This is a genomic window from Bacteroides sp. L008 (genome assembly GCF_040812255.1).
Taxonomy (GTDB): domain Bacteria; phylum Bacteroidota; class Bacteroidia; order Bacteroidales; family Bacteroidaceae; genus Bacteroides; species Bacteroides vicugnae.
Map to the genome: position 1 here is coordinate 4,070,574 of NZ_JBFNXO010000001.1, position 18,734 is coordinate 4,089,307.

The 18,734-nt window shown below is 55.7% G+C and carries 24 protein-coding genes; 16 read left to right on the forward strand and 8 right to left on the reverse strand.

Going from position 1 to position 18,734, the window contains the following annotated elements; genetic code table 11:
* The first annotated feature begins 9 nt into the window (after positions 1-9).
* From AB3G73_RS16095 to AB3G73_RS16165, 15 genes are all read left to right on the forward strand, one after another.
* Complete coding sequence (locus AB3G73_RS16095) at positions 10-309, forward strand: DUF4134 domain-containing protein (RefSeq protein ID WP_005647510.1); 300 nt, start codon at positions 10-12, stop codon at positions 307-309.
* A gap of 10 nt (positions 310-319) precedes the next feature.
* The gene (locus AB3G73_RS16100; protein ID WP_005647508.1) at positions 320-643 is read left to right on the forward strand and encodes a DUF4133 domain-containing protein; all 324 of its coding nucleotides are present in this window, start codon (positions 320-322) and stop codon (positions 641-643) included.
* Complete coding sequence (locus AB3G73_RS16105) at positions 640-3,141, forward strand: TraG family conjugative transposon ATPase (protein WP_014299613.1); 2,502 nt, start codon at positions 640-642, stop codon at positions 3,139-3,141. The genes AB3G73_RS16100 and AB3G73_RS16105 overlap by 4 nt, the downstream gene beginning before the upstream one ends.
* Before the next feature lie 216 nt (positions 3,142-3,357).
* A complete protein-coding gene (locus AB3G73_RS16110; RefSeq protein WP_009291498.1) occupies positions 3,358-3,720 on the forward strand; it encodes a DUF3876 domain-containing protein in 363 nt (120 codons plus the stop codon).
* A 4-nt stretch (positions 3,721-3,724) separates the two neighbouring features.
* Positions 3,725-4,354 (forward strand): DUF4141 domain-containing protein, encoded by a 630-nt coding sequence (locus AB3G73_RS16115; RefSeq protein WP_009291497.1) that lies wholly within the window; start codon positions 3,725-3,727, stop codon positions 4,352-4,354.
* A gap of 49 nt (positions 4,355-4,403) precedes the next feature.
* On the forward strand, positions 4,404-5,408 hold the full coding sequence (gene traJ / locus AB3G73_RS16120) for a conjugative transposon protein TraJ (protein ID WP_009041280.1): 1,005 nt from the start codon (positions 4,404-4,406) through the stop codon (positions 5,406-5,408).
* Between the two features lie 49 nt (positions 5,409-5,457).
* Complete coding sequence (gene traK, locus AB3G73_RS16125; protein ID WP_005647497.1) at positions 5,458-6,081, forward strand: conjugative transposon protein TraK; 624 nt, start codon at positions 5,458-5,460, stop codon at positions 6,079-6,081.
* 5 nt (positions 6,082-6,086) lie between these two features.
* Positions 6,087-6,371: a TraL conjugative transposon family protein gene (locus AB3G73_RS16130; RefSeq protein WP_009041279.1), complete on the forward strand. Its 285-nt coding sequence runs from the start codon at positions 6,087-6,089 to the stop codon at positions 6,369-6,371.
* Positions 6,372-6,542, forward strand: a complete 171-nt coding sequence (locus AB3G73_RS16135; protein WP_162470352.1) for a hypothetical protein — start codon at positions 6,372-6,374, stop codon at positions 6,540-6,542. It abuts the gene before it with no gap.
* A gap of 9 nt (positions 6,543-6,551) precedes the next feature.
* Positions 6,552-7,928 (forward strand): conjugative transposon protein TraM, encoded by a 1,377-nt coding sequence (gene traM, locus AB3G73_RS16140; RefSeq protein ID WP_009041278.1) that lies wholly within the window; start codon positions 6,552-6,554, stop codon positions 7,926-7,928.
* Between the two features lie 37 nt (positions 7,929-7,965).
* Complete coding sequence (gene traN, locus AB3G73_RS16145) at positions 7,966-8,904, forward strand: conjugative transposon protein TraN (RefSeq protein WP_009041277.1); 939 nt, start codon at positions 7,966-7,968, stop codon at positions 8,902-8,904.
* A gap of 3 nt (positions 8,905-8,907) precedes the next feature.
* The gene (locus AB3G73_RS16150; protein ID WP_009041276.1) at positions 8,908-9,489 is read left to right on the forward strand and encodes a conjugal transfer protein TraO; all 582 of its coding nucleotides are present in this window, start codon (positions 8,908-8,910) and stop codon (positions 9,487-9,489) included.
* 22 nt (positions 9,490-9,511) lie between these two features.
* Positions 9,512-9,973, forward strand: a complete 462-nt coding sequence (locus tag AB3G73_RS16155; protein WP_009291495.1) for a DUF3872 domain-containing protein — start codon at positions 9,512-9,514, stop codon at positions 9,971-9,973.
* Complete coding sequence (locus tag AB3G73_RS16160; RefSeq protein WP_025813744.1) at positions 9,948-10,769, forward strand: hypothetical protein; 822 nt, start codon at positions 9,948-9,950, stop codon at positions 10,767-10,769. The genes AB3G73_RS16155 and AB3G73_RS16160 overlap by 26 nt, the downstream gene beginning before the upstream one ends.
* A gap of 34 nt (positions 10,770-10,803) precedes the next feature.
* Positions 10,804-11,652, forward strand: coding sequence for a hypothetical protein (locus AB3G73_RS16165; protein WP_009041238.1), 849 nt, complete (start codon positions 10,804-10,806; stop codon positions 11,650-11,652).
* Between the two features lie 149 nt (positions 11,653-11,801).
* Here the strand turns inward: AB3G73_RS16165 and AB3G73_RS16170 are convergent, their stop codons facing one another.
* The 8 genes from AB3G73_RS16170 to AB3G73_RS16205 all read right to left on the reverse strand — a co-directional run bounded on the left by AB3G73_RS16170 (position 11,802) and on the right by AB3G73_RS16205 (position 18,126).
* On the reverse strand, positions 11,802-12,245 hold the full coding sequence (locus AB3G73_RS16170) for a JAB domain-containing protein (RefSeq protein ID WP_009041239.1): 444 nt from the start codon (positions 12,243-12,245) through the stop codon (positions 11,802-11,804).
* A gap of 377 nt (positions 12,246-12,622) precedes the next feature.
* Positions 12,623-12,844, reverse strand: a complete 222-nt coding sequence (locus AB3G73_RS16175; RefSeq protein WP_009041240.1) for a hypothetical protein — start codon at positions 12,842-12,844, stop codon at positions 12,623-12,625.
* Positions 12,841-13,443, reverse strand: coding sequence for a hypothetical protein (locus AB3G73_RS16180; RefSeq protein ID WP_009041241.1), 603 nt, complete (start codon positions 13,441-13,443; stop codon positions 12,841-12,843). Before AB3G73_RS16180 ends, AB3G73_RS16175 begins: the two co-directional genes overlap by 4 nt.
* 109 nt (positions 13,444-13,552) lie before the next feature.
* Complete coding sequence (locus tag AB3G73_RS16185) at positions 13,553-15,265, reverse strand: ParB/RepB/Spo0J family partition protein (RefSeq protein WP_014299606.1); 1,713 nt, start codon at positions 15,263-15,265, stop codon at positions 13,553-13,555.
* A 143-nt stretch (positions 15,266-15,408) separates the two neighbouring features.
* Positions 15,409-15,957 carry an SLOG family protein gene (locus AB3G73_RS16190; protein WP_009041244.1) on the reverse strand — a complete coding sequence of 183 codons (549 nt, stop codon included), beginning with the start codon at positions 15,955-15,957 and terminating at the stop codon, positions 15,409-15,411.
* Between the two features lie 22 nt (positions 15,958-15,979).
* Positions 15,980-16,174, reverse strand: coding sequence for a hypothetical protein (locus AB3G73_RS16195; protein WP_008640960.1), 195 nt, complete (start codon positions 16,172-16,174; stop codon positions 15,980-15,982).
* A gap of 255 nt (positions 16,175-16,429) precedes the next feature.
* On the reverse strand, positions 16,430-17,080 hold the full coding sequence (locus tag AB3G73_RS16200; protein ID WP_014299605.1) for a hypothetical protein: 651 nt from the start codon (positions 17,078-17,080) through the stop codon (positions 16,430-16,432).
* A gap of 71 nt (positions 17,081-17,151) precedes the next feature.
* Positions 17,152-18,126: an ArdC family protein gene (locus AB3G73_RS16205; RefSeq protein WP_009041247.1), complete on the reverse strand. Its 975-nt coding sequence runs from the start codon at positions 18,124-18,126 to the stop codon at positions 17,152-17,154.
* Positions 18,127-18,289: 163 nt separating this feature from the next.
* Here AB3G73_RS16205 and AB3G73_RS16210 point away from each other — a divergent pair, with 163 nt between their 5' ends.
* Positions 18,290-18,685 carry a hypothetical protein gene (locus AB3G73_RS16210; RefSeq protein WP_153257578.1) on the forward strand — a complete coding sequence of 132 codons (396 nt, stop codon included), beginning with the start codon at positions 18,290-18,292 and terminating at the stop codon, positions 18,683-18,685.
* Positions 18,686-18,734: the final 49 nt, after the last annotated feature.

An 18,734-nucleotide genomic window follows, 5' to 3' on the forward strand; every position in this document is an offset into this window, starting at 1 on the left:
TAAAGACAAATGAGACAAAAGAGAATCTTATTCACGGCGGCCTGCATACTCGCTGCCGTGGGCGCAATGGCGCAGGGAAACGGGCAGGCGGGTATCACCGAAGCCACGCAGATGGTCACCTCGTATTTTGAACCGGGGACGAAACTGATTTACGCCATCGGTGCGGTGGTCGGCTTGATCGGAGGGGTGAAAGTATATGGGAAGTTCAGCTCCGGCGACCCCGACACGTCGAAGACGGCGGCGAGCTGGTTCGGAGCCTGCATCTTCTTGATAGTAGCTGCCACTATCCTGCGTTCGTTCTTCCTGTAAAACAGCGACTATGGACATGGAAATCAACAAGGGGATCGGCAGGAACGTGGAGTTCAAGGGGCTGGAAAGCCAGTACCTCTTCATCTTCTGCGGCGGTCTGCTCGCCGTTTTCGTGGTGTTCGTCATCCTGTACATGGCGGGCGTGAACCAGTGGGTATGCATCGGCTTCGGCGTGGCTGCGGCTACGCTGCTGGTATGGCTGACCTTCCGGCTGAACGCCCGGTACGGCACGCACGGGCTGATGAAGGCAGCCGCCCGCAGGAGGCATCCGAGATACGTGGTGAACCGGCTGAAAATCCCCCGATTATTTATTTTTAAACACTGGCAAGAATGAAAAACGTAATGAAAGCGGCGACGCTCGAAAGCAAGTTCCCGCTGCTGGCGGTGGAGAACGGCTGCGTCGTGAGCAAGGAGGCGGACGTGACGGTCGCCTTCAGGGTGGAACTTCCGGAACTGTTCTCCGTTACAGGGAGCGAGTACGAGGCGATCCACTCGGCTTGGCACAAGGCGGTGAAGGTGCTGCCGGAGTATTCCATCGTACACAAGCAGGACTTCTTCATCGAGGAGAAGTACCGGCCGGAAACGGACAGGGACGACCTGAGCTTCCTGAGCCGGAGCTTTGAGAGGCACTTCAACGAACGCCCGTTCCTCTCGCACACCTGCTACCTGTTCCTGACAAAGACCACGAAGGTGCGGAGCCGTCAGGAAAGCACGTTCTCCACCCTCTGCAAGGGCAGGCTTGTCCCCAAGGAGATAGAGGACCGGGAGACGGTTACGAGGTTCCTCGAAGCCGTCGGGCAGTTCGAGAAGATCATGAACGACAGCGGTTTTGTTACGCTGCGCCGCCTCACGACGGACGAGATCACTGGGACGGAAGCGGCGGCGGGCATCGTGGAGAAGTACCTCTCGCTCTCGCAGCACGACACGACGGTGCTGAAGGACATCCAGTTGAACCCGGAGGAGATGCGCATCGGCGACGACATCCTCTGCCTGCACACCCTCTCGGACACGGAAGACCTGCCGGGCAAGGTGGCGACGGACAGCCGTTACGAGCGGCTCTCGACCGACCGCTCGGACTGCCGGCTGTCGTTCGCCGCCCCGGTGGGCTTGCTGCTGGACTGCAACCACTGCTACAACCAGTACATCTTCATCGACGACCACGGGGAGAACCTGAAACGCTTCGAGCAGACCGCCCGGAACATGCACTCGCTCTCCCGCTACTCCCGCTCCAACCAGATCAACAAGGCTTGGATCGAGGAATACCTGAACGAGGCGCACTCGAAAGGGCTGACCTCGGTGCGCTGCCACTGCAACGTGATGGCATGGAGCGACGACAGGGAGGAACTCAGGCGCATCAAGAACGAGGTGGGCAGCCAGCTCGCCCTGATGGAGTGCAAGCCGAGGCACAACACGGTGGACGTGCCCACGCTCTTTTGGGCGGCGATACCGGGCAACGAGGGGGACTTCCCCTTCGAGGAGAGCTTCTACACGTTCATCCCGCAAGCCCTGTGCTTCTTCACCGAAGAGACGAACTACAAGGACTCGCTCTCACCCTTCGGCATCAAGATGGCGGACAGGATGACGGGCAGACCGCTGCATCTGGACATCAGCGACCTGCCGATGAAGAAAGGGGTGATCTCGAACCGCAACAAGTTTGTCCTCGGTCCGAGCGGAAGCGGCAAGTCGTTCTTCATGAACCACCTCGTGCGCCAGTATTACGAGCAGAACAGCCACATCGTGCTGATCGACACGGGCAACTCGTACCAAGGGCTGTGCGAGCTGATACACCGCAAGACCAAGGGCGAGGACGGGATTTACTACACGTACACGGAGGAGAAGCCCATCAGCTTCAACCCCTTCTTCACGGACGACTACAAGTTCAGCGTGGAGAAGAAGGACAGCATCAAGACGTTGCTGCTGGCGCTGTGGAAGGGCGAGGACGAGAAAATCACGAAGACGGAGAGCGGCGAGCTGGGCAGTGCGGTGTCGGCGTACATCCGCCGGATACAGCAGAACCGGGACATCGTCCCCTCGTTCGACACCTTCTACGAGTACATGCTGAACGATTACCGGAAGGAGCTGGCTGCAAGGGACATCAAGGTGAGCCGGAAGGACTTCAACATCGACAACTTCCTGACCACACTCAGGCAGTATTACAAGGGCGGACGCTATGACTTCCTGCTGAACTCGAACGAGAACATCGACCTGCTGCACAAGCGGTTTATCGTATTTGAAATTGACAGTATAAAAGATAATGCCGAGCTGTTCCCCGTGGTTACGATCATCATCATGGAAGCCTTCATCAACAAGCTGCGCCGCCTGAAAGGGGTGCGGAAGATGCTGATCTGCGAGGAGGCTTGGAAAGCCCTTTCCTCGCCGAGTATGAGTGAGTATTTGAAATACATGTACAAGACCGTCAGGAAATATTTCGGCGAGGCGATTGTCGTCACGCAGGAGGTGGACGACATCATCTCGTCCCCCATCGTGAAGGAGGCTATCATCACCAACTCGGACTGCAAAATCCTGCTCGACCAGAAGAAGTACATGAACAAGTTCGACGGCATCCAGTCGATGCTCGGTCTGACGGACAAGGAGAAGTCGCAGATACTCTCCATCAACCTCGCCAACCATCCCGGACGGAAGTACAAGGAGGTGTGGATCGGTCTGAACGGGGTGCAGTCGGCGGTGTATGCCACGGAGGTATCGGCTGCCGAGTACTTGACCTATACCACCGAAGAGAGCGAGAAGACGGAGGTGTTCGCACTGGCGGAAGAGCTGGGCGGGGATTTGGAGCTTGCCATCAAGCGACTGGCGGAGACGAAGTATAAATAATGTACCGATGTGCTAACTGGGAGCGGCGGACAGGCTGCCGGACGGGTGGTTGATTGACCGGACGAACGGCTAAAGGGTCGGACGATTAACCAAACGGCTAAACGGTCAAACGGTTAAACAGTTAAACGGCTGGCTGGCTGAACGGCTGGATGTACAAACGGCTAAACGGAATGGAGAGAATAAAATTTTGTAAAACTTAAAAAAAACGGAATCAAGATGAGACGATTGAATTTAATCCTGCTGCTGTCGGCGGTGACGGTGGCGCTGGCGTTTGTCATTTCCTGCAAGGAGACAAATGCGGAACGGTTGGAAAAGATGTGCGGCGAGTGGGTCAGCACGGGCGGCAAGCCGCCCTTCACCCTCTGGGAAGAGGACGGCAAGTACCGTGTAACGGTCATGCACAGAAACCACAAGGGCGACAGTGAAGCGGAGACCTACCTCGTCCGGGAAACGGAAGGGGTGCTGTTCATCGAGACGGGCTTCGCCGTGATGATGGACTATGACCGGGAGAAAGACCACATCCGGCTGTCGCCGGGCGGAGAGTACAGGAGAAAGAGTGACGGAACCCTAAAACAGTAAGGACATGAGAACAATAAAGGCAATCATTCTGGGCGTGGCGTGCCTGACGGCAGGTGCGGCCAACGCCCAATGGGTCGTACACGACCCCGGCAATCTGGCGCAGGGCATCATCAACACAGCTAAGGAGATCGTGGAGACCTCCGCCACCGCACAGCACACGCTGGACGGCTTCAGGGAAACGGCGAAGATATTCGAGCAGGGGCGGAAGTATTACAATGCGCTAAAGGCGGTGCATGACGTGGTGAAAGGCGGAGTGAAGGTGAAGAAGTCCATCGGGCTGGTGGCGGACATCTCGGAAATCTACGTGCGCAACTACCAGAAGATGCTGGGCGACCCGAACTACACGCCGGACGAGCTGGAAACCATCTCGTTCGGGTACGCCAAGCTGTTGAGCGAGAGTGCGGACATCCTGCAAGATCTGAAGAACGTGGTGAACGTGACGGGGATGTCGCTCTCGGATGCCGAACGGCTGGCTATCATCGACCAGAGCTACAAGCGGCTGCTGGAGTACCGCAACCTCGTGCAGTATTATACGGACAAGAACATCTCGGTGAGCTACCTGCGGGCGAAGAAGAAAAAGGACGCCGACCGGGTGGTGGCTCTCTACGGGGATGCGGAAGACCGTTACTGGTGAGAGTGGCAATATATAATAATGTTCACGTACATAAATATAATATAGGACTATGTTGTTAGCGATAGACTTCACGAACCTGCATGAGATATTGCAGGTATTGTATCAGGACATGATGCCGCTCTGCGAGAAGCTGACGGGGGTAGCCAAGGGAATTGCCGGGCTGGGTGCGCTGTTCTACGTAGCCGCCAAGGTGTGGCAGGCGCTCGCCCGTGCCGAACCCATCGACGTGTACCCGCTGCTCCGCCCGTTCGCCATCGGGCTGTGCATCCTCTTCTTCCCCACCTTCGTCATCGGCACGATCAACACGGTGCTCTCGCCCGTGGTGAAGGGCTGCCACGGGATGCTCGAATCACAGACCTTCGACATGAACCGATACCGGGAGCAGAAGGAGACGCTGGAGAGGGAGGCGTTCCGCCGTGACCCGGAGAAGGCATATCTGGCGAGCAAGGAGGACTTCGACAAGAAGCTCGACGAGCTGGGCTGGTCGCCCAAGGACTTGAAGACGATGGCGGTGATGTACATCGACCGGACGGAATACAACATGAAGCGGAACATCCGGCTGTGGTTCCAAGAACTGCTCGAACTGCTGTTCCAGTCGGCTGCGCTGGTGATCGACACGATACGGACGTTCTTCCTGATCGCCCTTTCCATCCTTGGTCCGATAGCGTTCGCCCTCTCGGTCTATGACGGGTTCCAGAGCACGCTCACGCAGTGGATAACGAGGTACATCTCCATCTACATGTGGCTGCCCGTGAGCGACCTGTTCAGCTCGGTGCTGGCACGCATCCAAGTGCTGATGCTCACCCGTGACATCGAGGCGATGAGCGACCCGACCTTCATCCCGGACAGCTCGAACACGGTGTACATCATCTTTTTAATCATCGGGATATTCGGGTACTTCACCATCCCGACGGTCGCCAACTGGATCATCATGGCGGGCGGGGTGAGCCAAGCCAACCGTGCGATGAACCAAACCGCAAACAAGGTCGGCAACGTCGCCGCAGCGGGTGCGGGTGCCGCCGTGGGGAACATCGCCGGAAAAATCATCAAGTAGCGGCGGATGCCCCAAGAAAATGAGTCATAACGAATAAAAAACCGGAAACATGGAATTTAAGAGTTTGAAAAATATCGAAACGAGCTTCAGGCAGATACGGCTCTTCACGCTGGTATTCGCCTGCCTGTGCGCCGTGGTGACGGGCTTCGCCCTGTGGAAGTCGTACAGCTTCGCCGAGGCGCAGCGGCAGAAGATCTACGTGCTGGACAACGGCAAGAGCCTGATGCTGGCGCTCTCGCAGGACGTGCGGCAGAACCGCCCGGTGGAGGCACGGGAGCACGTGCGCCGCTTCCACGAGCTGTTCTTCACGCTCTCGCCCGACAAGTCGGCTATCGAGGGCAATATCAAACGCTCGCTGCTGCTGGCGGACAAGAGCGCCTTCAACTACTACAAGGACCTCTCGGAAAAGGGGTATTACAACCGGATAATCTCGGGGAACATCAACCAGATGATAGAGATAGACAGCCTGCGGTGCGACTTCGACAAGTACCCGTACAGCGTGCGGACGTTCGCCCGGCAGATCATCCTGCGGGAAAGCTCTGTTACGGAGCGCAGCCTTGTGACCCGCTGCCGCCTGCTGGATGCGGTCAGGAGCGACAACAACCCGCAGGGCTTCATCATCGAGGGGTTCGAGATCACGGAGAACAAGGATTTGCAGACCCTCAAACGCTGACGGCTATGATAAGGAAATTCATCACAAAGGCGCAGGATTGGGCGGACGGGAAGCTCCGCCGCCTCGCCGGGCGTATCTCGCCCGACATGCGTGTGGCAATCATCCTCGTGACGCTGGTGGCGTTCGGCTCACTGTCGGTCTATATGACCGTCTCCTCCATCTACCGCATCGGCAGGAACGACGGGAAGGAACTGGGGATAGAGCATATTAGGCGCCTGCAATTACCCAATGACAGTATTATCAACCCTTTTGAAAGCGGACGGTATGGGACTGGTGGAGAAGTTGAGTGAGTGGCTGCTCCGCCGGGAACGGAAGGCTGCGCACCTGCGGGCGGACAACCGGGCAAGTCCCACGGCATCGCTCAAACGGGAACGGAAGGAACCGCCTGGCAAGCGGCAAACCGGGGAGACAGGCAGAAGGAAGCCTCCGGGGAGGAGAATCAGAATGTAGGACAACCATAAATTTTTGACATGATGGAAGAACAGAACCAAGAAAAAGCAACGGCAACGCAGCACGTGACGGTGGCGGATGCCGCAGCCCCGGAGACGGGGAACGGAAAGAAGGAGGACAAGGGCGGCGGGAAAAAGGAGAAGAAGACAGCCAAGCCGCTCACGCCGAAACAGTTGCAGCAACGGAAGAAGCTGATGGTATATCCGCTGATGGGCTTGCTGTTCCTCGGCTCGATGTGGCTGATATTCGCACCTTCGGAGGAGCGGGACGTGAACCGGGACACCGTGGGGGCGTTCAACGCCGACATCCCCCTGCCGGAGAATGACGGGATCATCGGCGACAAGCGGAAAGCCTACGAGCAGGCGCAGGCGGAGAAACAGCAGGCGGAGAAGGTGCGCTCGCTGGAGGACTTCGCCTTCTCCGAAGAGAGCGATATGGACGGGGTGGAAATGGAACTGCCGGACAGCGAGCCGGAACGGGAACCGTTCAGGGACTATTCGGACAATGGCGGCGGCAGCCGTTCTTCCGTTACCGCCTACCGGGACATCAACCGTCAGCTCGGCTCGTTCTACGAGGAACCGAAGGTGGACGGGGAAAAGGAGGAGCTGAAAAGGCAGGTGGAGGAGTTGACCGCCAAGCTGGAAGAAAGGGAACGGCAGGCGGGCGGAATCGATGATCAGGTGGCGCTGATGGAGAAGAGCTACGAGCTTGCCGCCAAGTACATGGGACAGAACGGGAAGGACGGCGCAGCCGTGCAGAACGACAACAGTCCAAGACAGCCCGCCGTGGCGGTGCAGGTGGCACGGGAGCGGACGGTATCGGGGCTGCAACAGCCCCTGAGCGATGCGGAGTTCATGCGGCGGTACAGCCAGCCGAGGAACTACGGCTTCAACACGGCGGTAGGCAGCGGGTACACTATGGGGAAGAACACGATACGGGCGTGCATCCACGGAGATCAGACGATTATGGACGGACAGACGGTGAAGCTCAGGCTGCTCGAACCGCTGCAAGCGGGAAACCTTGTGATTCCGCAGAACACGCTCGTTGCGGGTACGGGAAAGGTACAGGGAGAACGGCTGGATATTGTGGTGTCGTCCATCGAATACCGGGGGAACTTGCTGCCCGTGGAGCTGGCGGTGTATGACAGTGACGGGCAGAAAGGCTTGTCTGTCCCTTCATCACTGGAACAGGAAGCGGCAAAGGAGGCGATGGCGAACATCGGCGGCGGGTTGGGAACGAGCATCTCGTTCGCACGGAGCGCCGGACAGCAGGTGGCGATGGACATCACCCGTGGGCTGATGCAGGGCGGCAGCCAGTACCTTGCCAAGAAGTTCCGCACGGTAAAGGTGCACCTGAAAGCGGGGTATGAGCTGATGCTTTACGCCAAACAACAATAGATCGACAGATTATAAAACCATTAAAAAGAAAGGACAAATGAAAAAGATTTTTGGATGGGTCGCCCTGCTTATGGGCATGGTGACGGGTGCGAACGCACAAGTGAATGATACGATACAGCGGGTTACGGGCAACGACCTGTATCAGGGGATTACACGGAAGCTACCCTACCGGCAGATGGTTACGCCCCACGGGGTGCAGGTGACGTTCGCCAAGACGGTGCATATCATCTTCCCCTCGGCGGTGCGGTACGTGGACTTGGGAAGCAATTGGATTATCGCCGGGAAAGCGGACGGTGCGGAGAACGTGATCCGGGTGAAGGCGACCACCGAGGGGTTTCCGGGGGAAACGAACTTTTCCGTTATCTGCGAGGACGGAAGTTTCTATTCGTTCAATGCCCGGTATGCGCATGAGCCGGAGATGCTGAACATCGAGATGAAGGATTTTTTGGAGAACGGGAACACGACGGACTTTTCGCATACCCGCATGAACCTCCATTTCCGGGAACTGGCAGGCGAAAGCCCGCTCTTGGTGAAGCTGATCATGCAGAGCATCTACAAGGAGGACAGGCGGGAGATCCGGCACTTGGGCTGCAAACGCTTCGGGGTGCAGTTCCTCCTGAAATCCGTCCACTCGCACAACGGGCTGTTCTATTTCCACACGGAAACGAGGAACAGGTCGAACGTGGCTTTCCGGACGGACTTTATCCGGTTCAAGGTCGTGGACAAGAAAGTGCCGAAGCGCACCGCCATTCAGGAACGGGTGATCGACCCGGTGCGCAGCTACAACGAGGTGCTGGTGACGGAGGGGAAAAGCGACGTGCGCACGGTGTATGCCGTCCCGCAGTTCACCATACCGGACGACAAGCTGCTGGTCATCGAACTGTTCGAGAAGGACGGCGGTAGGCACCAGACCATCCGGGTGGAGAACGCCGACCTCGTGGCGGCAAAACAGATTAACGAACTGAAAATCAAGTAAGCGATGAAAAGGTTACTGTTCATTATCCTGCTTTTCGGGGTGTGCCTGCATGTGAACCGGGCACACGCCCAACGGTGCCTGCCCGGAATGAGGGGCATACAGCTCACGGGCGGGCTGTCGGACAACATGCGCTGGAAAAACGGCGACGGCTTCGGCTACCACGCCGGGATAGCGGTGAGCACCTACACGAAGAACGCCCACCATTGGGTGGTCGGTGTGGAATACTTGGAGAAGCGGTACGGCTACCGGGACTGCCTCTATCCGGCGAGCCAGTTCACGGGCGAGGGCGGCTATTACCTGAACTTCCTTTCCGACCGGAAGAAGACGTTCTTCGCCGCACTGGGACTGTCCGCCCTTGCCGGGTACGAGACGGTGAACTGGGGCGAGAGCCTGCTGCCGGACGGCTCCCGGCTCACGGATGAGGACAATTTCATCTACGGGGGTGCGCTCACGCTGGAGCTGTCCGCCTACGTGACGGACAAGATTGTCTTGCTGGTAAACGGTCGCCAACGGGTGCTGTTCGGCGGCGACTGCGGGAAATTCCACACGCAGGTCGGCGTGGGAATCCGCTTCATGATTCGATAACTGCTATATAATATAATTGTATATGAGGACAATGATTTATAGAATATTCACGGGCTGCTACATCGTGGCCGCCCTCGTGCTGGTCGCAGCCTGTAATGACGGGCTGGATATTCAGACGAAATACCTGTTCACGGTGGAGACGATGCCCGTCCCGAAGGAGCTGAAAGTGAACGAGACGGCGGAGATACGGTGCGAGCTGAAACGGGAAGGACGCTGGGAGGACGCCCGGTACACGATCCGCTGGTTCCTCTTCGACGGGGAAGGCACGCTCAAACTGGATGACGGCACGGTGCTGCTGCCCAATGACCGCTACCCGCTGGAGAAAGAGACGTTCCGGCTCTATTACACCCGGCTGTCGGACGAGCAGAGCAGCTTCACCGTCTGGGTGGAGGACTCGGACGGTCAGGCGGTCGAGCTGGAATACGACTTCAATGCGGACAACGACAAGGAGGACGGGGATGGAAGTGGAACTGGGAAAGAGTGAGGTGCCGGCTTTGGCGGAATTGAAAGACCTGTGCCGGCACGAGTGCACCGCAGAGCGGTACGCCGATACCGTCAGGGAGTTCGGATGGTCGCTGGAACATGTGCTGGAGGACATGAAAACCCCGGAGATGTGCCGCCGTGCGCTGGAAGCGAGTGCGGAACTCGGTTACGGGCATCTGGCATTGCTGCACCATATCCCGTTCGCAGAGGTCTGCATGGAAGCCATACGGGACTGGTACGGCGAGGGCAGAGCCGATCTTTACGAGGTGGCTTCGGCAATCCGACCGGAGGTGTTCGACGGGAAGATGGCGGATTTTCTGGTGGCGGAGGACGGCAGGTGCCTGTCCCTGCTGCTCGTCCACCTGCAAACGCCGGAGCTGTGGCGGAAATGCGCCGAACATAACTGGATGTCATTCGTGATGATTCCGTGGAGGGAACGGTCGCTGGAAGCGTGCCTGACGGCGTACCTGAACTATCCCGGGATGATCCATGCCCATCCCCATGTCGTGCCGCAACCGGTGGACAGCTATTACAACGTGTACTCGCTGTGCCGCCTGATGGAGCAGATGACGGGCGAGAAATTCACCTGCGGGCAGATGGCGGACTTCTACGGGGGAAAGCGGATGGCGGTCAAGTGCATCGAGGTGCCCGATGGTTTCCTGAAAGACCGTGAGGTACTTTCGACCGGCAGAAAGAGACGTTCCGCATCGCCCCTCTCAGCCAGCGGCAGGAGCAGAGGCAGCAGGAACAGCAAGAGCCGGAACGGAACGACGCACCCAAGAGGCGCAACGGAATGAAAATATGAGACAACCTATCTAAAAAAACAGAAACATGGAACAAGAAGAAAGAATGTATCAGGTACCTCTGGAGATGATATGCAGGCACGACCGCACGGCGGAGGTGTGCCGTGCCGCCGTTGAAGAGGACGGCTGGCAGCTGGAGAACGTGCCCGAAGAGATGAAGACACCGGAACTGTGCCGGAAGGCGCTGGAAACGGAAGCGGGATTCGGGAACGACTTCCACCGGGGGCTGGTTCAGCATATCCCTTTTGCGGAGGTGTGCATGGAGGTGCTGAAGGAGTGCCGGGAGAATAACCCGGAAGAACTCTACGGGGTGGCGGTGGCTATCCGCCCGGAGGTGATGAATGGCGAAATGGCGGACTTCCTGCTGCCGCTGGACGGCAGGTGTATCAGCATCCTGCCCGTGCACCTGCAAACACCGGAGCGGGTGCGGGTGGCGGTGGAAACGTCGGGGATGTCCGCCGTCGGGCGTGGCGGAGTGCCGAAAAGCCTGCTCACGCCCGATGTGTATGTCAGGTGCGCCGCCCACAGTCGGGAGTCGCTGATGATGATCCCGTGGGCGGAACGCTCGCCGGAGGTCTGCCTAATGGCGAAGACGCTGTACCCGGACATAGTGAAGAATCACCCGGAGTTCGTGCCGGAGAGCGTGCATAACCAAGACAGCATCTACACGCTGAACAGCCTGATGGAAAGCCTGACGGGGGAAAAGTTCAGCTACCGGCAAATGACGGACTTCTACAACGGGAAGCCGCTGAATGTGAAACGGATGGAAACGCCGGGCGGCGTGCAGAAGGACAAGTCGGTGAAGTTCGACAAGGAGACGGGAGGCTTCTCCTTCTCCGACATCCGGCAGGAGCGAAAACGGGGATTGAAGATGTAGCGTGAGCCGGACGAAATGGAAAGCATCATTCAGGATGCTTTCCATATCCGCCCTGCCGCCTTCCGGTTTCTTTTGCTTCTTGTTCTTTTCCCGCCCCGCTCACGAAAGAAAAGAAGTGCGAAACGGATAGCGAACAAAAAAAGGGACGCTTAAAGCATCCCCTCGTCCATGTAGCTAAGGTAGGCGTCCTCGGTCAGTATGATGTGGTCTAAAAGCTGTATGCCGATTGCCTCGCAGCCTTTCTTCAACTGGCTGGTCAGGTTGTTGTCCGGCGTGCTCGCCACGGTCGAGCCGGAAGGGTGGTTGTGCGAGAGGATGATTCCCGAGGCATGAGAGACGAGAGCCGTCTGGAGGACGATGCGTATGTCCACCACCGTACTGTTCATGCCGCTGCGTGAGACGCACGAAACGCCCAGCAGTCTGCCTGCGCCGTTCAGGTACATCGCCCAGCACTCCTCGTGGTGCTGCATACAGTCCTCGTAGAAAGTCTTGAGGATGTCGTAAGACTCCTTGGAAGAGTGGATTCTAACTCTCTTGGATGCGTCAGCGTCCTTGTAACTTACGGTGATTTGAGGGAAAGACAGTGTATTCATAATGCAAAAAATTAAAAGTGAAACATTTATTTTTTGCTTTGGGGCACGGGGAAAGAACGGACTTCATGCAAGGCTTTTGCGTGGAATACGACCCGAAGGTGTGGAGATTGTGCGCAAAACCAGCAGGTTCAGCCTTGCTACTTGTCCGTTTTTCCCTGTAGGTTTGCTAAAAAATGAGTGTGGAGCTTGGCTAAAAAATCCGGTGAGTCGAGGGGGTTCTTTTTGCTTCTTTGTCTTTTCCCGCCCACGGCTCACCGAAAGAAAAAGAAGTGCGTCCGAAAATGGGTCAATCCTTTCCCACGGGCGGGTAAAAAAAGAAGTCCGGGCGGATCGCTACCCGTCCCGGACTTCCGGCGATGAAACATAGAGGGGGAATGTTATGGCTTGATTTCCCCCGTTGCGATTAAATTCCCGTCCGAATAATACGCTATCTTCCCGTAGGTAAATCCCATGTCGGGAATGGCTACGAAAGCGATATAGTCCGAATACTCCCTGCCTTTGAGGTTCTTCCCGACAAGGTTGTTGAATATCATGGGGATGCTGCAACCGTCCTCGCTGTAAAGGACGGTTTTCCCGTTCTGTCTGATTTCCTGCTTCATGCCGTTTCTATGAAAAGTGTCCCGTCGATAAGGTACTCCCAATTATTCTTGTGGCTCTCGTCCGTGAAATATTCCTCGCTCTCGCAATACTCGCAATCGTCACGGCACGAGCGGAAGAAGTTTTCCAGACAGTCACGCATGAGTTCCTTGAAATTCCGTGTGTCGGGCGAGCGCATGAAGTCCATGAGGGGCTGCAAGATGATTTCGTCCGACACAACCCCCGTGAAGGGGCATTCGCAAGTGACGGAGATACGGCTCCTGCGTCTTTTCTTGCGGTCTTTCGTCCAATAGACCTTGGGCTTGTACAGCTCCGCATGGAAGTTGTTATAGAGGTAAGCCAGCAAGCGGACGCTCGAAAGCCTTTCGGTCTCCTCCTCGTGTCCGGTATGGAAACGGTAAGCGTATGTGCAACTGTCGTAACAGTAGTTGGTGCAGGCAATGCGGAAAAGGTTGCAGAAGGCTTCGAGCGTGTCGCAGTTCTCGGAAGCATACGGGTAATCGTTTCCCTTGGCAAGCCAGTCGGTATAGGCTTTTTGACGGGCTTCGTCCTCCAGTTCCGCAATGCCGAATAGTGTATAGGTTCTCTGTACGGTTCGCATAAGTTTGAAAATTTGAAAGTTTAAAAATCGGTTTCTTTGCGATCTTTCTTTTCCGCTACGGCTCACGAAAGAAAGTAGCGGGCGGATTTCTCCGCCCTGCCCTTTGTCTTTAGGCTGCAATCTCTTCGGGTTGCGGTTGTTCCTCGGGTTGCGTTACCTTGCGCTCCCTTGCCCGTTCCTGCACTAATAGGACGGCTTTCTTTTCCTCGATGCGCTGGTGACGTTTCTCGTACACCCCGTTGTACTCCCTTTCGATGTTGGCGAGTTCCTCCGGCATGTGCCTGCGTGCGAAGTCAAGCAAGAGGGTCGCCACGGTGTTGTTCCCGTACGCTCCCTTGAAGTTGGCTACAAGGAAGTCCCTGCGGATGATGGTCTTCATCTTTACCGTGAGGTTTCCGATAATCCCCATCTTGTCCTCGTCCGTGATATACGGCTTGTCTTCCGCAATCCCCACGGCTGCGAAGTGTTCCTTCCGGAGCGAGGACAGAAGGAAGAAGTACAGCATCGTGTCTTCATCGGCACTGAACTTGCCGCCCGTGATGTCGGCTTCGAGAATCTGTTTCTTGGTGTCCTCCACCGTGCGTTCGAGTGCGATTTCCTTATTGCGCTTGTCCTGCTTCTCCAATTTCTCCACGGGAGAGAGCGGTGCGGGTGCGGGCGTTCCGTCCGCTGTCTCGGTCTCTGTCACGTTCTCCACGTAACAGAATGTAATCTCCTTCTGCCCGATTTTGGCATAGACGGTGATTTCCCCCGCTCCGCTCCTGCGGGTGATTTCCTCCTCCTGCTCCATGTAGTCCGCCCATTGCTGCTCGTAGCGGGTGCGGGCTTCCCCGTAGCGTTCGGGGTCGTTGAAATTTTCGGCTTTGGGTTCTTTGGGGCAGCTTGGAAAGGCGGTGTACCTGTCAAGGGTCTCCACCTCGTAGCCCGAAGCGGTTAGCCGTTCTACTACCGTCTCGTTGGCGGTGTAGCAGTCACGGCAGAGCGACACCTCCGGCTGGTTCCGCATGATTTGCACAGCTCGCTCCATAAGGAAAGAGGCGTTCATCTCGGCAAGACACGTGCGGTTGGCGCAATGCCCGCACCCGCCGTCATGGAACAACAGCAAGTTATTGGTGTTGTGTGCGCACGTGGCGCACTCGGCCTTGTCGAAGTGGTAGTATTGCAGGTCGGTGGTGAAGTTCTGTTCAATGCGCCTTGCAACATCGGCGGCTTTCAGTCCCCGCCAACTGTTATACGTTCCCTCGTCCTGCAAATGTTTCTCGTACACCTCACGCTGAATGTCCTCCCCGTATCGGCAGATTTCAGCCGCCACGCTGATGGTGATTTCATCCGCATCCAAGAGGGCGGCGATTTCGGGGATAAGGGCGGTGAATTTCAGCCGTGTGCGGATGTAGTTCTCGTTCTTTCCGAAGAGTACCGCCAAGGTCTGCACGGTGTGGCGTCCGCTCTCGATAAGCCGCTGATAGGCTGCGGCTTCCTCCACGGGTGTCACGTCCTTGCGCTGCAAGTTCTCAGTAATCGCCATTTCCTCGGCTTCCTCGTCCGACAACTCGGAAACGATTGCGGGAATTTCGTCCCTGCCCGCAATGACGGACGCACGGTAACGGCGTTCCCCGAAAACAATCCCGTAACGGTCTGTCCCGTCAACGGGGCGCACGGTGATGGGCTGCAACACACCCTGCCGCTTGATGCTCTCGGCAAGCTCGTAAAGGCTCGTTTCATCGAAACGCTTGCGTGGGTTGAAACCGCTCGGCTGAATGTTTGCCAATGCTACCATCGTGATGTTTCTCTCTGCTGCTGATTGATTTGCTTTTGTCTTCATAATCCGTTTGTTTTTAAGTTGATTGTTTATTCTTGTTCTTTTTGATAATTTCTTCCGGTCGGGAAATCGGTTTCTTTGCTATCTTTCTTTCCCCGCTCCGGCTCACGAAAGAAAGTAGCGGGCGGAAAGTCCGCCCTTGCGGCTTACCTGCGGTTATAGCACACGTTCGCGAACTTCTTTTTCTGCTCTACCGCCCGTTTGAGGATGTAGAACGTGCCGCCCACGGCTACCGAATCGTAATAGACCATCAGAAAAGCGGAGTTTTCCAAAAGGTAGTCGTTACGGCGTAGGAAACAGCCCTCGGTATATCCGTCCTGCAAGGTTACCACTTCATCGGCTTGCGCCAAAATGGTGTCATAACGCCGCTTGTCGGCCTGGGTGTACCGCTCGGCTTGTCCCTTGAAGGGGAGAACGCATTTCAAATGGATATGCGGGTATTCCTTTTTGAGGTTCAAGACTTCCTCTGCTGCGATAAGGTCGAAGCCCTCGCACATTCCCGACAAAAAGGTATGGTAGCCTTTTTTGATACAATAACTCTCGATGGCTACAAATGTATCGAACGCCACCTCTCTAAAGAGTTTCTCACGGTCTGCCGTGAACTTGGCTATACGGTTGGTGCGGTGTCCCGAAAAGGCTACCGTCTTTTCTTTCGTAACGGGTGTTCCGTTTTCTGCCAATGTCCTTGTTTCCATATTGATATTTTTTTATCGGTTATTACTTGCCTTCTTCCTGCCACAAACCACGCTCTTTATCAAAATCAATGTCGTAGTAGTAGGCTGTCTTTGTTTTGGGCTTCCTGCGCCCGCCCAAAACTTGGGTTTCCAAAACCTTGTACCCTTTTCGGGTGGCTGCCACGACCACGCAAGTGAGGTACGGCAGATACTTGTGTTTAAACTTCTTTCCTTCCATGATTCAGATGATTAAAAGAATGATTATCAAGATGAACATGAAGCCGACAAACAACCGCCACGCAAGGGCGAAAACAAGCCGTGCCACGAAGCCTAACAGAAGCAAAGTAGCGGATAGGGCAAAAAACTGCCCTGCGGTGGTGGTGAGGAAGTACACCGCCGAAGCCCAAAGGATTAGGCGGTAAACCAGTCTGTAAATGAATGTCGTTTTCATGTTCTCGGGTATTGTCGGGCGGAGGAATCCGCCCGTGGTTGTTTAATAGTTTCCTTTCGGGATATAGCGGTTATCGGCTATCAGCCGGAACGTGTCGTAATCAGCCGTTCCCCGATAACTTAGGGACAGTTCAAAATAGAGGTGTCCTTCCTCTATGTAGAAAGTGAAGCGCAAGCCGTTGCGGATTATCGTCCCTTTTGAATGGTTGTTCCCTTCCCATCTTACGGGTTCATTCTCGATACTTTTCAAGAAATCGGCGACCTTTTTCGAGTTCTCCACATTTTCTTGCTCCACCTGCCTGTATATCTGCGTGTAGTAGTTTATCCAATCGTTTATTTTCTTGGCGGTGAACACGCCGATATTGCACGGCTTTTCGTATTGGTTGCCCGCCCTTTCGATGTCGTAGCGGTTGACATATTCAAAATGCTCCATGTCGGCGGCTATCCTGTATTTGTTCTCTTTGTATATCTTGCACACATGGAAACGGATGCCGTTATACGTGAACTCTATGCGCACGCCGTAAAATGCGGGATATTCACCGCTCTCCACGTGGTAGCCGTATTCCGCTTGGGGTATGTACTTCCTTATCTCCTGCATGAGTGGAGACAGCTCTTTTTTCGCCCGTTCCGCTCTTTCGGTAAACATCGCATTAACGTTAAAGCCGTTAAATTCCTTTTCTGATAATGTTTTCATCGTCTTATGTCTTTAAGTGGGGCGGATTGCTCCGCCCGTTGGTTTATACTCTTGTTCCTTTGTTGTCCCGCTTAGGCTGCTGCGGGTTCGTTTACCGGTTCGGTTACCTTGTCGGCAATCATCTTCGCCGCCTTGTTCACGTCCCCCAATATCTCCACCAAAAAGGCGGGTTCCTCCCTTAGCTTGGTGAGCCAGTGTTTCAGATAGGCGGCGTTGTTCTCCTGCGGTGCGGTTGCGTAGCCGAAGAACGCACCGCAAAGGGCTGCGGTAAGTTCGGCGACAAGTTCCTCACGGGCATAGAGCGCATCCCCGAAGAAGCAGCCGAACGTGCGGTTCAGTCGCTGGGGGCTTCCCGTGCTGTGCGCCATCTCGTGCAGGAGCGTGCCGTAAAACTCCGCTCCCTGCGGGAACTGCTCACGCTGCGGGCAAACGATATGGTCGGAAGAGGGCGAATAGTAGGCACTGTCCGAATACTGCACCTTGATAGGGCAATACCAATTTTGCAGATAGACAAGCTCGTCCAACGCCTCGTAAATCATTCTGTCCGAATAGTCTTCGGGCTGCTCTCCCTTTTTCATGCGCTCGTAGCGTTCGGGGTATTTCCCTGCAAAATCGGTCTGGTCGATGTTGAAGACGTTGTAATACTTCATCTGCGGGATGACCTTGTAATTTTCCTGCTCGGTTGCGGGCAGCTTGCGGTATTCCTCGTACTTGATTGTCTTTTTCGTCTCCTTGTGTACCACGAACTTGAACCAATAATAGACGGGAAACGATCGTGCGCCCTTGCTGACGCTCAAGTCCTCTTCCTTCGCTTGGTTGAACGTGAGGAACACGGGCAAAGTGAATTTCATGAACTCGGTGTAGAACAATAACATCAAGACATTGCCGCCATTATAGAGCGTCCCTCTGATGTTGCGGGGCAAACCTTGTTCAAGGCTCGTTATCCACGGTTTTTGCCAATCCGTTTTCAGGCACTCGATTTTCTTTATCAACAACTCGGTGAACATCGGTGCAATTTTTTCGATGGTGCTGTTCGTTGTTGCCATAACTCACAAATTTTAATCGTTATTACTCTGTTTTCATCGCTTGTCGCCCCAACCAATTTTTTTCCCTTGGCTGATTGGGAAGAACATTGACAATCATTGATAGCGGAAAAGGTGAATTGCAATCATCTGAAAAAATGGTAAATACTACCCGCAGGGTGGAGATTTGGCATTTTTTGCGGATTTGCTTTCACCTCCGCCTACCTTCGTCAATGTTTTCCCAATCAGCTTAGGGAAAAAATGCCCTGTCAGTCATTCCAGTCAATGGTCAGTTACTTGCCGGGTGCGGGAAAAAGAAGCCTTCCGGAGAGCCGGGAACGCCCGTTTCCCGAGGCAAGGACATACGTGCGGGAGAAGTATATGGGAAGACGGTCAGCTTCCGGCTGCCGGACAAACACCGGGGAACTCTTTTGGGCGGGACGGGGCACAGGAAGTTTCGGCGATAGCCGAAGCCCCGTGTTCCGTTTGTCCTTCCGCCCCGATGTCCGGTTTCGGCCATGCAGCCTCACTGAGTGGTCGGCAGCGGACGCCGGGACGGGACAGCCCGTGCGCCAAGGTGTAAGCGCAAGACAGTGAAAACCCTTTCACCCACGTTAGGGATTGCAGGGGAA

What these genes read in the sequence shown, in the direction of transcription:
- AB3G73_RS16095 (WP_005647510.1), top strand. Translation starts at nt 10, where the DNA reads ATGAGACAAAAGAGAATCTTATTCACGGCGGCCTGCATACTCGCTGCC.
- AB3G73_RS16100 (WP_005647508.1), top strand. Translation starts at nt 320, where the DNA reads ATGGACATGGAAATCAACAAGGGGATCGGCAGGAACGTGGAGTTCAAG.
- AB3G73_RS16105 (WP_014299613.1), top strand. Translation starts at nt 640, where the DNA reads ATGAAAAACGTAATGAAAGCGGCGACGCTCGAAAGCAAGTTCCCGCTG.
- AB3G73_RS16110 (WP_009291498.1), top strand. Translation starts at nt 3,358, where the DNA reads ATGAGACGATTGAATTTAATCCTGCTGCTGTCGGCGGTGACGGTGGCG.
- AB3G73_RS16115 (WP_009291497.1), top strand. Translation starts at nt 3,725, where the DNA reads ATGAGAACAATAAAGGCAATCATTCTGGGCGTGGCGTGCCTGACGGCA.
- traJ (WP_009041280.1), top strand. Translation starts at nt 4,404, where the DNA reads ATGTTGTTAGCGATAGACTTCACGAACCTGCATGAGATATTGCAGGTA.
- traK (WP_005647497.1), top strand. Translation starts at nt 5,458, where the DNA reads ATGGAATTTAAGAGTTTGAAAAATATCGAAACGAGCTTCAGGCAGATA.
- AB3G73_RS16130 (WP_009041279.1), top strand. Translation starts at nt 6,087, where the DNA reads ATGATAAGGAAATTCATCACAAAGGCGCAGGATTGGGCGGACGGGAAG.
- traM (WP_009041278.1), top strand. Translation starts at nt 6,552, where the DNA reads ATGATGGAAGAACAGAACCAAGAAAAAGCAACGGCAACGCAGCACGTG.
- traN (WP_009041277.1), top strand. Translation starts at nt 7,966, where the DNA reads ATGAAAAAGATTTTTGGATGGGTCGCCCTGCTTATGGGCATGGTGACG.
- AB3G73_RS16150 (WP_009041276.1), top strand. Translation starts at nt 8,908, where the DNA reads ATGAAAAGGTTACTGTTCATTATCCTGCTTTTCGGGGTGTGCCTGCAT.
- AB3G73_RS16155 (WP_009291495.1), top strand. Translation starts at nt 9,512, where the DNA reads ATGAGGACAATGATTTATAGAATATTCACGGGCTGCTACATCGTGGCC.
- AB3G73_RS16160 (WP_025813744.1), top strand. Translation starts at nt 9,948, where the DNA reads ATGGAAGTGGAACTGGGAAAGAGTGAGGTGCCGGCTTTGGCGGAATTG.
- AB3G73_RS16165 (WP_009041238.1), top strand. Translation starts at nt 10,804, where the DNA reads ATGGAACAAGAAGAAAGAATGTATCAGGTACCTCTGGAGATGATATGC.
- AB3G73_RS16170 (WP_009041239.1), bottom strand. Translation starts at nt 12,245, where the DNA reads ATGAATACACTGTCTTTCCCTCAAATCACCGTAAGTTACAAGGACGCT.
- AB3G73_RS16175 (WP_009041240.1), bottom strand. Translation starts at nt 12,844, where the DNA reads ATGAAGCAGGAAATCAGACAGAACGGGAAAACCGTCCTTTACAGCGAG.
- AB3G73_RS16180 (WP_009041241.1), bottom strand. Translation starts at nt 13,443, where the DNA reads ATGCGAACCGTACAGAGAACCTATACACTATTCGGCATTGCGGAACTG.
- AB3G73_RS16185 (WP_014299606.1), bottom strand. Translation starts at nt 15,265, where the DNA reads ATGAAGACAAAAGCAAATCAATCAGCAGCAGAGAGAAACATCACGATG.
- AB3G73_RS16190 (WP_009041244.1), bottom strand. Translation starts at nt 15,957, where the DNA reads ATGGAAACAAGGACATTGGCAGAAAACGGAACACCCGTTACGAAAGAA.
- AB3G73_RS16195 (WP_008640960.1), bottom strand. Translation starts at nt 16,174, where the DNA reads ATGGAAGGAAAGAAGTTTAAACACAAGTATCTGCCGTACCTCACTTGC.
- AB3G73_RS16200 (WP_014299605.1), bottom strand. Translation starts at nt 17,080, where the DNA reads ATGAAAACATTATCAGAAAAGGAATTTAACGGCTTTAACGTTAATGCG.
- AB3G73_RS16205 (WP_009041247.1), bottom strand. Translation starts at nt 18,126, where the DNA reads ATGGCAACAACGAACAGCACCATCGAAAAAATTGCACCGATGTTCACC.